At 47.4% G+C, this 12,958-nt stretch carries 11 protein-coding genes; 7 read left to right on the forward strand and 4 right to left on the reverse strand.

What is annotated here, in order from left to right; translation table 11 throughout:
* The first annotated feature begins 88 nt into the window (after positions 1-88).
* On the forward strand, positions 89-1,117 hold the full coding sequence (locus tag SMSP2_RS06210) for a sulfatase-like hydrolase/transferase (protein WP_146683129.1): 1,029 nt from the start codon (positions 89-91) through the stop codon (positions 1,115-1,117).
* A gap of 4 nt (positions 1,118-1,121) precedes the next feature.
* On the opposite strand, the gene SMSP2_RS06215 is transcribed toward SMSP2_RS06210, so the two are convergent.
* Together SMSP2_RS06215 and SMSP2_RS06220 are read right to left on the reverse strand one after the other, a co-directional pair.
* Positions 1,122-1,742 carry an HAD family hydrolase gene (locus SMSP2_RS06215; protein WP_146683130.1) on the reverse strand — a complete coding sequence of 207 codons (621 nt, stop codon included), beginning with the start codon at positions 1,740-1,742 and terminating at the stop codon, positions 1,122-1,124.
* A 481-nt stretch (positions 1,743-2,223) separates the two neighbouring features.
* Complete coding sequence (locus tag SMSP2_RS06220; RefSeq protein WP_146683131.1) at positions 2,224-2,760, reverse strand: RHS repeat-associated core domain-containing protein; 537 nt, start codon at positions 2,758-2,760, stop codon at positions 2,224-2,226.
* 832 nt (positions 2,761-3,592) lie between these two features.
* Between SMSP2_RS06220 and SMSP2_RS06225 the strand changes: the two genes are divergently transcribed.
* A complete protein-coding gene (locus tag SMSP2_RS06225) occupies positions 3,593-4,351 on the forward strand; it encodes a metal-dependent transcriptional regulator (protein WP_146683132.1) in 759 nt (252 codons plus the stop codon).
* 48 nt (positions 4,352-4,399) lie between these two features.
* The gene (gene feoB, locus SMSP2_RS06230; protein ID WP_146683133.1) at positions 4,400-6,469 is read left to right on the forward strand and encodes a ferrous iron transport protein B; all 2,070 of its coding nucleotides are present in this window, start codon (positions 4,400-4,402) and stop codon (positions 6,467-6,469) included.
* A 34-nt stretch (positions 6,470-6,503) separates the two neighbouring features.
* On the opposite strand, the gene queC is transcribed toward feoB, so the two are convergent.
* Complete coding sequence (gene queC, locus SMSP2_RS06235) at positions 6,504-7,205, reverse strand: 7-cyano-7-deazaguanine synthase QueC (RefSeq protein WP_146683134.1); 702 nt, start codon at positions 7,203-7,205, stop codon at positions 6,504-6,506.
* 144 nt (positions 7,206-7,349) lie between these two features.
* On the opposite strand from queC, the gene queF reads away from it, so the two are divergent.
* Genes queF through SMSP2_RS06255 form a run of 4 tightly spaced genes read left to right on the forward strand, consistent with a single transcriptional unit; the run spans position 7,350 to position 11,353 of the window.
* On the forward strand, positions 7,350-7,700 hold the full coding sequence (gene queF / locus SMSP2_RS06240; RefSeq protein ID WP_146683135.1) for a preQ(1) synthase: 351 nt from the start codon (positions 7,350-7,352) through the stop codon (positions 7,698-7,700).
* A 6-nt stretch (positions 7,701-7,706) separates the two neighbouring features.
* Positions 7,707-9,128 (forward strand): trypsin-like peptidase domain-containing protein, encoded by a 1,422-nt coding sequence (locus SMSP2_RS06245; RefSeq protein WP_146683136.1) that lies wholly within the window; start codon positions 7,707-7,709, stop codon positions 9,126-9,128.
* Between the two features lie 23 nt (positions 9,129-9,151).
* Positions 9,152-9,985, forward strand: a complete 834-nt coding sequence (gene folP, locus SMSP2_RS06250) for a dihydropteroate synthase (RefSeq protein ID WP_146683137.1) — start codon at positions 9,152-9,154, stop codon at positions 9,983-9,985.
* An 18-nt stretch (positions 9,986-10,003) separates the two neighbouring features.
* Positions 10,004-11,353 (forward strand): deoxyribodipyrimidine photo-lyase, encoded by a 1,350-nt coding sequence (locus tag SMSP2_RS06255; RefSeq protein WP_146683138.1) that lies wholly within the window; start codon positions 10,004-10,006, stop codon positions 11,351-11,353.
* Here the strand turns inward: SMSP2_RS06255 and murJ are convergent.
* Positions 11,348-12,940, reverse strand: a complete 1,593-nt coding sequence (gene murJ, locus SMSP2_RS06260) for a murein biosynthesis integral membrane protein MurJ (RefSeq protein WP_146683139.1) — start codon at positions 12,938-12,940, stop codon at positions 11,348-11,350. The genes SMSP2_RS06255 and murJ overlap by 6 nt on opposite strands.
* Positions 12,941-12,958: the final 18 nt, after the last annotated feature.

Here is a 12,958-nt window from a genome sequence, read left to right on the forward strand (position 1 = left end):
CGTCAATAATAAACTTAAAAATAAAATATAAGCAACTGTAAAACATCAACTTATAAAACAAAGAATCTCAACCCCTTTAATTTTCCCCATGACAGACAACGGTGTAACAATGGGTTACGGTACATATAACGCAGGCATGAGAGGCATGAAAACACAGCTCTGGGAAGGCGGACACAGGGTGCCTCTGTTTATTAGCTGGCCAAAAGCCGACCTGCCCAAAGGCAAAGATATACACGAGTTGGCACAAGTCCAGGATGTTTTGCCGACACTGCTGGATTTCTGTGATGTTGATTTTCCAATGCAGACACTTGACGGAACCAGCCTGGCCGGCCAGATTCGCGGCGAAAAAGAAATGCCCGACCGTGTTCTGGTTGTTCAGATGCAGCGGCGGATTCCAATAACAAAATACGATGCCTGCATTATGTGGGGGCCGTGGCGGCTGCTCAACGCGATAGATATTGACCCCCATGAAAAACCTGATAAGCGGGAAATGTACAAAAAACGCCGACAGAACATGGAACAGGTATATCTTGAGCTCTACAACGTGGAAGACGACCCGCATCAGGACAACAATATCTATGACAAACACCCCGAAGTTGTCGCTAAAATGAAAGCAGCTTATGAAAAATGGTGGCAGGGTGTACAACCCGATATAGACAAGATGACCCATGTTATAATCGGTAATGATGCTGAAAACCCGTCAATGATCGCCTGCACATCGTGGGCAACTACTTACTTTACCCAGAAAAGTGCGATTTTAGAGGGAAGAAAATCAAACGGCTACTGGAACCTGATAGCGGACAAAAGCGGCCAATACGATTTTGAGCTGTGCAGATGGCCCAAAGAAACAAACGCCGCCCTGCAGGACAAGGTTGACGTTAAATATACAGACACATTCCCTTACGGCCCGGGCAAAGAAGGTACCGCCCTGCCGATTGCAAAGGCGAGAATACAGGTCAACGATATTGACCGAACAATTGATGTCAACAAGGGCGATAAGGCCGCGAAATTTACATGCAGGCTGAACAAAGGCCCTGTAAGGCTGAAAACATGGTTCTACGACAAAAACGACAATGAGCTCTGCGGGGCGTATTACGTGTATGTTACACGCAGATAGCGGCTTAGAGTATCCTGTAATCTTCAAGTACGCGGCGTATTTGCTCGGCTGACTGAAACTGAACAGATTTCATGCCGGTTGCTATTGCACCCTCAACGTTTGCCGGCAGGTCGTCGATAAACAAACACTTTTCAGGCGGTTTGCCGACATTGGCGGCCGCGGCGAGATAGCACTGTTTCTCCGGTTTGCCGAAACCGATTTCATAGCTGAGAGTGGGCTTATCTATCGCCGCCACATGCGGGTATGTGCTCCGTAGGTGGTTCCAGTGCAAAGGGTCTGTGTCAGAGAGGAGCCCGAGAGCGGTTTTGTTTTTTAAGTCATAAACAAGCCCCTCCATCCCCTGCATAGGCAGAAAAATATCGCACCACAAACCGCTGAAAGTATCAAAATCCAGATCAAGCGAAAACTCGCCGCGTACTTTCTTATAGAACTCATTCGGAGTAAGCCGGCCTGTATTATATTCCCTTATAACTTTATGGTGCATAAGTTTATGCATCAAGAGCCCGTCATCGCCGGCGAGCAGTTCACTGAAAAAACGAAATATCCCACGGCTGGTATCGATATCTACCAGCACCCTGCCAAGGTCAAAAATAACCGCCTCAATGTCTGTTTTGCTGTCTTTCATAATCTCTCTATTGAATTCGCCAATAAGTAAAAAACTGATTGTAAGCTCTTTAAGCAAAAACCGCCACGAAAATCACAAAACAGGCTCAAAAGCCTGCTTATTGTCAACTGTTCATTATCCATCGTTTATTGAATCATATCATAGATTTCTCCGATTGAAAGCCTGTAACACTTTTATTTTTCAAATGTAAAGTCCTTAAATAAAAACACTTGCAAATGAAAAGAGTCTCAACCCCTTTAATTCAGCCCGTTGTCATAATAACACATCCAGGGATAATTCATCGTATTTTCGTCCTTCATAATCCGCCTGCCGGATATATATAAACCGGAACGGCTGAGCTGCTTATTGTCAATTGTTCATTATCCATCGTTTATTGAATCATATCATAGATTTCTCCGATTGAAAGCCTGTAACACTTTTATTTTTCAAATGTAAAGTCTTTAAATAAAAACACTTGCAAAAGAAAAGAGTCTCAACCCCTTTAATTCCTTCCTGGTTGATTCTTACAATAGGCGTATGACCCCAACCCATCCCGATACTGCTTTCGCGGCGAATAGGGGTTATTCCAGTTGCCGTCGGGGTTGATGCCGTGTGGGTCTTTTTGCAGGAATCTTCCTATTTCGGGGGAGTAATAGCGGTTGCGGTAGTACATGATCTGGAGATTGCCGGAATCGAGCGTGTCGAGCCGCCTGCCGGTGAAGGTGTATTCATTGCCGAAGCCGGAAGCGGAGCTTGTCACATCGTCTGCCGTGTAGAAATTCCCATCTGCACCTGCCGCAAAAATCTTCGGATCGCCGTAGGAGCTGTATTCAACCCGTTCAGTAACGGCGAATGCCGCAGTGCTGCTTGCAACTGCCGCAACTGAATACAGGTGGTCACGGAAGAAGAACTCATAGTTTGTACCGTCGCCTGAAACGAATATCTCATCGATATAGCTGCCGTACATGTGCCAACGCGTAAAGGCGTAAGATGAATCAACTTCCTGCGTTACCTGGGCTTTGTCGTTATAGTAGTACATACGTGTATTCGCTGTTGTTATCAGATCGTCCTTTTTGATCCGCCTGCCAAGGGCATCGTAAGAGTATTCAACAACACCTGTGGTGCCGCCGAGCCCCTTGCTGATATAGATCAGACGGTTTTCGTAGTCATAAGTATAGGTATAACCTGCCTTATCGCCGGTAAGGCTGCCTGCATTATCATATGAAATCCCCTCATTGTCAATAGAATTATACTGGAATTCGCCTCTTGCGAGGTAGAGAATCGTGATAAATCGAGGCGTGAATTTTATTATTAAGCGTCGGGCTGAAAGGTGCGACCTACGCTGCGAATTATGGAATAATTGGACAGGATTACAGGAATAACAGGATTTTATTTAAGTATTTGATTATTCTTAACTTGTGAATCTTCTCCATTACCTTCAATACCTTCATGGTAAATAATAATCGATTATATTCTCCGTGGCCTCCGTGTCTTCCGTGGTGGATTAAAGCATTTGAGCCGCAGAAAACAGGCATTAGGCAACAGGTAAGAGCGGCGCCGCCTCGCTGCGCTCGTTGTCGCGCGCACTCCAAAAGGCGGTTTGTTGGTTTTGCAGGCGGGTGCTGTTGTTCGGAGCAAATTCGTGAATTTGCTCTACAATGTTGTCGTTGTCGCTCACTGCAAAGGTTTGAGAGACGCATGCAATGCGTCTCTACCGGGGTGCGAAAATAGAGGTCGAAGTATCTTTGTTTTATATTGATCATTATTCCCCTGTAAGTATATGTTTTTTCTATACAATCCATTTTTGGCTTGACAAATAAGGCAAATCGTATAACTTTAGGCAAACCTAAAAACATAAGGCAGACTAACAAATGATAGAACAAGAAAAAATTAAGCTCAGTGCAAGCCTCGAAGATTACCTCGAGGCAATATTCTTCATTCAGAAAGACAAGGGCGCGGCTAAACCCCGCGATATCGCCGAAAGGCTCGATGTTAAGGCCGCCTCCGTTACCGGTGCGCTGCAATCACTTGCGGAGAAGGAACTTGTCAACTACGCTCCGTATGATGCGGCGACTCTGACCGAGACCGGCAAGACAATTGCGGAGAAAATAATACGCCGACACAGGATTCTTTCGGACTTTTTCACGCTTATCCTCGGAGCAGACAAGGAATTAGCCGAGGAAAACGCATGTAAACTTGAGCATCATATCTCGCGAGAGCTGCTTGAAGACCTCGTAGAGTTTGTCGAGTTCACTGCCGCATGTCCCCGCGGCGGTGAGGACTGGATCGAGAAATTCCGTCAAAGATGTACCACCAAAGAAGATAAAGACTGTGTGGCCTGCATAGAAGAGTGCCTGCCGGCCGGCCGCCGACACGGGCACGGCCACGGCAGAGATGCCCAACTGACGACATTAAAAGAGATTCTGCCGGGGATGCGGTGTGTTGTCCAGAGGGTAAAGTTCAAGAAATCAATTACCCACAGACTTATTGAAATGGGAATCGGCCGCGGAACTATCATCGAAGTTGTGCGGACTGCCCCCTTTGGCGACCCGATAGAAATAAAGGTCAAAGGCTACCGGCTTTCAATCCGCAAACAGGAAGCCGAGAATATTCATGTTCAGATATTGTAGAGGCAAAACAGAAGTAAACCCGAGAACAACATTAGGATATCCAGAATCATGAAAAAAATAACAGCAGCAATAGCCGGCAATCCCAACAGCGGCAAAACAACTCTTTTCAACGCCCTTACCGGTGCAAGGCAGCATGTGGGGAATTACCCTGGGGTAACGGTAGAGAAAAAAGAAGGCTCACGGATTTACAAAGACTGCCAGATAAATTTCATAGATTTGCCCGGGACTTACAGCCTCACAGCACACTCGATCGAAGAAGTCGTTGCACGTGACTATATTATAAACGAAAACCCCGATGTCGTTGTGAATATCATAGATGCTTCAAACTTTGAGAGAAATCTATACCTGGCAACACAGCTTCTTGAGCTTAATGTACCGCTGATACTTGTTTTGAACATGGCCGACGTTGCGAAAAAACAAGGCTACTCGTTTGATACTGAAAAGCTGGGCAGTTTTTTCAACGCCAGGGCCATTTTGACTGTCGCTTCAAAAAGCGAGGGAATAAATGAACTGCTCGATTCAATAATCGAAAAGAGCCAAATCCAGACAGAACAAACTCCCAGCCCTTTGCAAATTCATTACGGCGAAGACATCGAACGGGAAATAGATAAACTTGAAAAACTCGTTGATAAAAAACACCCATTCGCAAAGAAATACGGAGCCAGATGGTTATGCCTGAAGCTGCTCGAAAAAGATGAGCAGATAATCGGGCTCAGTCAGAACAGAGAAATCCTTAATGCGGCAGAGCAGAGCATTTCTCATCTGGAGAAACTCTACGGCGACAGCCCTGAAATCCTGATAGCCGAAAAACGCTACGGCTTTGTGTCAGGTGTATATGAGGGGGCAGTCGTGCACACAGTGCAACACCGCCACCAGATCAGCGATTTGGTAGATAAAGTCCTGCTCAACCGTGTTCTCGGCCTGCCGATTTTTATAATAATGATGTACTTAGTGTTTAAACTCACCTTCTGGATTGGCGCCCACCCAATGGTCTGGATCGAGACAGGGTTTGCTTATCTAAGCAATTTCATCAGCGGCCTGTGGCCCCAGGGCTCAGAAAATGCCGTCAAATCACTAATCGTTGACGGTATCATAGGCGGTGTCGGCGGGGTTGTCGTCTTTCTGCCGAACATTGTGCTGCTGTTTTTGGCCATCGCGATCCTTGAGGATTCCGGTTATATGGCAAGAGCGGCGTTTCTGATGGACCGGATAATGAAAAAAATCGGGCTTCACGGCCGCAGTTTTATACCAATGGTAATCGGTTTCGGCTGCACGGTTCCCGCCATAATGGCAACAAGGATACTTGATGACCGTAAAAGCCGGCTGACGACAATAATGGTGCTTCCGCTGATGAGCTGCGGCGCCAGGCTGCCAATATACACCCTGTTCATCTCCGCGTTTTTTGCAGTCAGATGGCACGCCATGGTGATGCTCATTGTTTACATGATCGGCATACTGATTGCCATCATTCTATCACTTTTGCTCAGGAAGACACTTCTTAAGGGCGAGAGCGGAATTTTCCTTATGGAACTGCCGCCCTACCGTATGCCGACCATCAGGGGAATGCTCACCCATGCCTGGGAAAGGAGCTGGCTCTACCTTAAAAAAGCAGGAACGGTGATACTGGCAATATCGATTGTCCTCTGGTTTATGACCACATATCCAAAGGCATCAGAAGAAAAACTCTCAGGGCTGAGCGAGCAGGATATCCAGAAAGCCCAGCTGCAAAACTCTATCGCCGGACGAGTCGGCCTTGCGATGGAACCGGCAATAAAACCGCTTGGTTTTGATTACCGTATCGGCACAGCACTTATTGGAGCACTTGCGGCAAAAGAGGTCTTCGTCGCCCAGACGGGTATAGTTTTCTCGATAAGTGATTCTTCCGGCGAAGAATCGCTGACATTGAGAGAGAAATTAAGGGCGAATTACACGCCTCTTCAGGGCTTTTGCGTGATGCTGTTCTGCCTGATAAGCGCTCCCTGCGCGGCAACACTGGCAATCTGCCGAAAAGAAACGAACTCCTGGGGATGGGCTCTGTTCCAGTACCTGGGCCTAACGGCGATAGGATACACCGTAACCCTGATCGTTTATCAGACGGGCAGCCTGTTTTTAGGGTAATTTCGTCTGTACAGGTTCAACTTGTAACGCAGGGTCACTGACCGGCATATTTCACGGGATCTTTTAAACCGGCTTCGGCAAAGCCTTTAAGGCGGAGTTTACAGCTGTCGCAGCGGCCGCACGCCCAGCCCTCGGGACTTGGATTGTAACAGCTGTGGGTAAGGGAGTAATCAAATCCCAGCCGCACGCCCTCAGCTATTATCTGCGCCTTAGTCATGTTTATTATCGGTGTATGGATAGAAAATTTCAGCCTGCCCTCAACCGCGGCGGCGGCGGCGAGATTTGCGGTTTTCTCGAACGAGTCGATAAACTCAGGTCGGCAGTCAGGGTAACCGCTGTAATCAGTGCTGTTTACGCCTATAAAGATATCCCCCGTGCCTAACACCTCTGCCCATGCCGCGGCGAAGCTGAGGAAAACCAGATTACGCACGGGAACATAAGTTATTGGAACGGCTCCACCGGCGATATCTATTCGGTCGAGCGGAACATCTATTTTCATATCTGTTAAGGCAGAGCCTCCGAGCTGTGCGATATCTATATCTACAAACCGATGCCGCGTCACATTATGAAAAGAGGCAACCCTGCCGGCGGCTTCAAGCTCGACGCTGTGCCGCTGGCCATACCTGAAAGTAAGAGCATGGCACTCGTAACCCCGGCTTTTAGCAATTGTTAAAACTGTACCGGAATCAAGTCCTCCGCTCAGGAGAACAACCGCTCTTTTGGTCTTTGACTGCATCACGAATCCAGAAAATACTTAACTAATCTCTTGTTTAATGATATAATAAATTTTACTGTAATTTTGAAATTCTACAAAAACAATTTAGTTTGTGAAACTTTAAGATTTTAATAAATGATCCGTACTGAAAATTGAGAGAAAAATATGAGTGAAAAAGTAAAACTCGAACTGTTTGAAAACCCTGCTCCTCAAAGAGATTACACAATAACAACAAAGGTTCCGGAATTTACCAGTGTCTGCCCGAAGACCGGCCAGCCGGATTTTGGAACCATAATCATAGAATACTGCCCGGACAAACTTTGTATCGAGCTCAAAAGCCTGAAATACTATATGCAGAGCTTCCGCAATAAGGGCATTTTCTACGAAGCCCTCACCAACGAGATGCTTGATGACCTTGTTGACGCATGCAAGCCGAGATGGATGAAAATCACATCAGAATTTACACCCCGCGGCGGCATATCAACTGACGTAACTGTAATTTATACAAAGGATTAAACAACCATGAAGCGTATCGCATTTATCCTGATGTTTTCTGCTCTGTTACCGGCAGCCGCTTCAGCAGAGCAGCTTGGCGAGATTTTTGACCGGCACACACCTATCGTAAAGGCCTACCAGAAAGTCCAGGACTCTGTTGTAAATATCTCCGGCACTCAAAGTTACACATCCGGAGGCGGCTTATATGACTTCTTCTTCAGTCCCCGCAGGCAGCAGCGGCATACACGAAAAGTTGAGCTTGGCTCCGGCGTTGTCGTTCACAGTGACGGGTATATAATAACAAACTCTCACGTTGTGCAGGGCCAGGAAGAGCTTCATGTAACATTCTACAACGGCAAAGAATACACCGCGGAAATTATAAGCGCAGATATTGAAAGTGATCTGGCTTTTCTAAAGATTGAATCAGACGAGGATTTTGATGCCATCGATTTCGGCACAAGCTCTGATCTTATGATTGGCGAGACAGTTATCGCGGTGGGCAATCCGCTTGGCTTTTCAAGTACCGTAACAGAGGGTATCGTCAGCGCTATTGGCCGCGACATACAGGTCAAGCAGAACTTCTGGCTGCGGGGCCTCATTCAGACATCGGCCCCGATTAACCCGGGTAATTCCGGCGGTCCGCTGCTTAATATAAACGGCGAGCTTATCGGGATAAACACCGCTGTCAGTGCCGGCGCCCAGAATATAGGTTTTGCCATTCCAATCGATACTATCGCCAACAGTCTGGCAAAGATGCTCATGCCTGAAGAACTCCGCCGGGTGAGACTGGGTATTGTAATCGGCAGGATGACAACCCGCGACGGTCTCAAAGGCCTTAATGTAGAAGCTGTTAATGAAGATACCTCGGCAAGCCGCCAGGGCATAAGAGAAGGCGATATTATCACCGAAGTTGAAGGTAAGAAAGTAACCAGTTTTCTTGATTTTTATGTAAGTATAATGGACAAGGAGATTGGCGAAGACTTCCATGTGAAGTACCACAAATCAAGCGAGCCTGCCGACAAAGAGCACCACGCCACGCTGACGCTGCAGCCAAGGCCGATTCCTGACGGAGTTAAAATAGCACAGAAATACTTCCAGATGGAAGTTTCTCCTCTTGACGATGATGTTGCCAGAGAGTTTGAATTTGCACAAAGCTATCCGGTGCTTATAATTACAGATATTGCAGAAAAAGGTGTCGCAGAAGAGACCGGGCTGCAGATCGGAGATATAATTCTCCAGGTCAACAGCCATCCTGTAAGCAGCGTCAAGGATTTCTCGCTGGCGTTAGAATTCCTCCACGAAGACGATGTCGTAGAGCTTAGAATCCTGCGGATTGGTGCAAGAGGGCCATACAGCTACCAAAGGCAGTATATGGTAAAGATGAAGGCGAAAATTCGCGAAGATACAAAACTTAACCGGAAATTCAAGTTTGAGGGAAAGACGATCTGACAATACTTGTCTGTGAACTAAAAATGGCAGGAAAGACTAATCAAATCGGTTGTACTCTCGACTATACAGACAAGCCTCTGATAATGGGCATAGTCAATGTCACGCCGGACTCTTTCAGTGACGGCGGGGACAACTTCTGCGCTGAGACCGCCGCGGCAACCGCCCTTTCAATGGAATCCGCAGGTGCTGATATTATTGATATCGGCGCAGAATCAACCCGCCCAGGCTCCGAACCAGTAACTGAAGATGAACAGCTCCGCAGAGCGATTCCGGTCATCTCGGGGCTTAAAGACAGGCTGGGAATACCCATAAGCATCGACACTTGCAGTGCCGTTGTGGCCCGTGAATGCCTCGAAGCAGGAGCAGCAATTATAAATGACATTTCCGGCGGCAGCGACCCCGAGATGTTTCGGCTTGCAGCGGAAATAAACTGCCCAATCGTGATAATGCATATGCAGGGTATGCCCAAAACCATGCAGAAAAACCCCCGTTACGAAGACGTTGTCAGCGAGGTGCTTGGATATCTACTCGGCCGGGCGTTAGATGCGGAATCGGCGGGCGTAAACAAAGATAATATAATAATCGACCCGGGTATAGGTTTCGGCAAATCGCTTGAACACAATATAGCTCTGCTCAAAGGCCTGCACTGCTTTACCGGCAGCACATACCGCGTCTTGCTCGGGGCGAGCAGAAAATCTTTCATCGGCACCGTTACCGGCGAAACAAACCCCAAAAAGCGGCTTGCGGGAACTCTTGTAACCACGGCGGCCGCTGTATGTGCCGGAGTAGATATTATTCGGGTACATGATGTAGCCGATAACGCCGCGGCAGTGAAAATAGCCAAATTGATACTATAGATTCTGGAAAACAATCTCATGACCGAAAAGGAAAGATTAACGCCGCTCAACACAAAAGACGCTAATGCCGGCGGAGATTATGTGCTTTACTGGATGCAGGCATCTCAAAGAGCCGCGTTCAACCCGGCCCTGCAACACGCCATTGAAAGAGCTAACAGTCATAAAAAACCGCTGTTTGTTGTCTTCTGTCTTGTTGAGGACTTTCCCGATGCCGGTGCAAAGCATTACCGCTTTATGCTGGAGGGGCTTCTGGAAACCGAAGAGATGCTCAGGAAACAGGGAATTAAATTTATCCTTACCCGCAGCGAACCGCCAGAGACGGTTTCCCGTTTGAGTGAATCTGCTGTGGAGATAATAACCGACAGGGGTTATCTGGCGATAGAGAGAAAGTGGCGGTCAAAACTCAAAAGAGACTGCCGGTGCCGACTTACCGAAGTTGACGCAAACGTTGTTGTACCGGTTGAAGTTGCAAGCGGAAAGCAGGAATACTCCGCCGCGACAATACGCAAAAAGATAACTTCCAGGCTGGGGCAGTTTCTTGTAAAGCCGGAAACAACAGTTCCCGAGATCAGCTCTTTGTCCGTGCCGTTTGCCTTAAAACGCAGTAAAGACATCGGCAAACTGCTCGAAAGCAAAAGATACCAGAGAGAAACCGCCCCTGTGTTTCGCGGCGGATTCTCTGAAGCAAATAAACATTTGAAACACTTTATCAGTCATAATCTCACAGACTACGCGTCAAGCTCAAACGATCCGTCAAACGATATTCAATCGCGGCTTAGCCCATACCTGCATTTTGGGCAGATATCGCCTGTTTACATAGCGTTAGAAGTTAAAAACAGCCGCTCAAACAAGGACTCCATAGACAGTTATCTCGAACAGCTTATAGTCCGCAGAGAGCTGGCTTTTAATTTTGTCTGGTACAATAAGAACTATGACAAATACTCCTGCCTGCCGGCATGGGCACGGGCTTCTCTAAACAAACACAAAGAAGACAAAAGAGAGTATGTATATACCTATAAGCAGTTAGAAAACTCGCAAACTCATGATCCGTACTGGAATGCCGCGCAGAAAGAGCTGTTAAAAACCGGCAAGATGCACGGCTATATGCGTATGTACTGGGGCAAAAAGATAATCGAATGGACACGCTCGCCAAAGACGGCGTACAGAACTGCCTTAAAACTGAACAACAGCTATGAGCTTGACGGCCGCGACCCAAACGGTTTTACCGGAGTAGCATGGTGTTTCGGCCTTCACGACCGGCCATGGACACAAAGAGATATCTTCGGAAATGTCAGGTACATGAACGCGGCAGGGCTGAAACGAAAATTCGATATTGAAAAATATGTTGAAAGAGTTAATTCTTTATAGTTCGCTTTTGCCTGTAAGATACTTCAGCGACTCAACTCTCATCAGTTTTACCAACACCCAGTACACACCCGCAGAGAAGGGTATCACAGCCAGCAGCCTTATAATATCGCCGGCAATACTCTCGGCAATAAAATCCATTTTCCCCATAACAGCGGTACCGGCTATAAGCATTGCCAGCGACGCTATCAGAATCCTGGCGGCTTCCGGACCGGTATCCCTCCAGATTTTCTCACGGACAGGTTCCTCTAACAGGTGCAGTAAAAGCAGTGATTGAACGTAGGCGGCGACAGACGTTGCCAGAGCAAATGCCTGTATATTCATAAACCAGACAAGCGTTATGTTAAGCATAAAGTTCACCAAAACCGCCAGCACCGCGGTCATCGCGGGTATTTTTGAGTTGAATCTCGAATAGTGAACCCTGGTAACTATCTGCTGCCAGAAAAAACCGGGCAGACCAACAGAATAAAACAGCAGAGTATTCATTGTATCGATCGTATCGGAGCGGCTGAACTTATCACCATGCTCAAAAAGAAGTGAGATTAGCGGTCTGGAAACAATTATAAGACCAGCAGCCGCCGGCATTGCGATAAGAATCGACATTCGCAACCCCTTTGATAGAGTGTTGCGCAGCTGCTGCAAATCTCCCGCGGCGGAAGCCCTGCTGAAAACAGGAAACACAGCCGTCGCAAGCGAAATACCGATAACCCCCAGCGGCAGCTGATAAAGCCGCTGAGCATAATAAAGGTATGAAACTGACCCACGCCAGAGCGGGTAGGTAACCTCTCTGCCCCAAAAGACAAAGGCCGCCCCCTTTATCTCGGAGCCGGACAGCAGCCACGCCAGAACATCATCAAGAAGTGTATTTATCTGTGTAGCCGTCAGACCGATAACCATCGGAGCGAACATTATCATTATTCGCCGGAATTCAGGGGTTTTAAACTCAAAAAGAGGCCGTATTACGACCCGTTCACGTTTGAGAAACGGGATTAACATAGCCAACTGGACAACGCCGCCGGCAAGAACACTGAATGCCGCGAAATAAACCAGTTTTTCTGCCGCCGCACCCCAGAAATACCCCGGGATTACTATTGCGGATATAATCGCGATATTAAGAATCACCGGTGCCGCCGCCGGAGCCGCGAAATGTCCATGAACGTTCAATATTCCGCTCATCAACGCGGCAGTGCATATCATGACGGCATAAGGCAGCATTATTGCCGTAAGTGAGAATATCAGCGAATTTTCATCGGTTACACCGAAAAATACGCTGTACCCGCCCATACTCACCCACGCTGCCAGGACAAGAAGGCTGACCGAACCGGCAATTGCCGTTATAACACTACAAGCAAGTTTACGGGCCTGCTGTTGCGATTTATGGAGTGCGCTGCTGTAAACAGGAATAAACGAAGCGCTGGCGGCACCTTCTCCAAAAATCCGCCTGGCAAGGTTTGGAATTTTGAACGCTATGTACCACGCGTCAGAAAAGGCGGTAGCTCCGAAAAAGTACGCATAGCACATGTCGCGTATCATCCCAAGTACGCGGCTGAACATCGTAAACGAAGCTATCTGTCTAAAACCTTTTATCATAGCTGGATAGATTACCAG

It is taken from the genome of Limihaloglobus sulfuriphilus (assembly GCF_001999965.1).
In the GTDB taxonomy this organism is placed as follows: Bacteria; Planctomycetota; Phycisphaerae; order Sedimentisphaerales; family Sedimentisphaeraceae; genus Limihaloglobus; species Limihaloglobus sulfuriphilus.

Excerpts from the sequence above, each read along its gene's own strand:
- SMSP2_RS06210 (WP_146683129.1), top strand. The coding sequence starts at position 89 with ATGACAGACAACGGTGTAACAATGGGTTACGGTACATATAACGCAGGC.
- SMSP2_RS06215 (WP_146683130.1), bottom strand. The coding sequence starts at position 1,742 with ATGAAAGACAGCAAAACAGACATTGAGGCGGTTATTTTTGACCTTGGC.
- SMSP2_RS06220 (WP_146683131.1), bottom strand. The coding sequence starts at position 2,760 with ATGTACTACTATAACGACAAAGCCCAGGTAACGCAGGAAGTTGATTCA.
- SMSP2_RS06225 (WP_146683132.1), top strand. The coding sequence starts at position 3,593 with ATGATAGAACAAGAAAAAATTAAGCTCAGTGCAAGCCTCGAAGATTAC.
- feoB (WP_146683133.1), top strand. The coding sequence starts at position 4,400 with ATGAAAAAAATAACAGCAGCAATAGCCGGCAATCCCAACAGCGGCAAA.
- queC (WP_146683134.1), bottom strand. The coding sequence starts at position 7,205 with ATGCAGTCAAAGACCAAAAGAGCGGTTGTTCTCCTGAGCGGAGGACTT.
- queF (WP_146683135.1), top strand. The coding sequence starts at position 7,350 with ATGAGTGAAAAAGTAAAACTCGAACTGTTTGAAAACCCTGCTCCTCAA.
- SMSP2_RS06245 (WP_146683136.1), top strand. The coding sequence starts at position 7,707 with ATGAAGCGTATCGCATTTATCCTGATGTTTTCTGCTCTGTTACCGGCA.
- folP (WP_146683137.1), top strand. The coding sequence starts at position 9,152 with ATGGCAGGAAAGACTAATCAAATCGGTTGTACTCTCGACTATACAGAC.
- SMSP2_RS06255 (WP_146683138.1), top strand. The coding sequence starts at position 10,004 with ATGACCGAAAAGGAAAGATTAACGCCGCTCAACACAAAAGACGCTAAT.
- murJ (WP_146683139.1), bottom strand. The coding sequence starts at position 12,940 with ATGATAAAAGGTTTTAGACAGATAGCTTCGTTTACGATGTTCAGCCGC.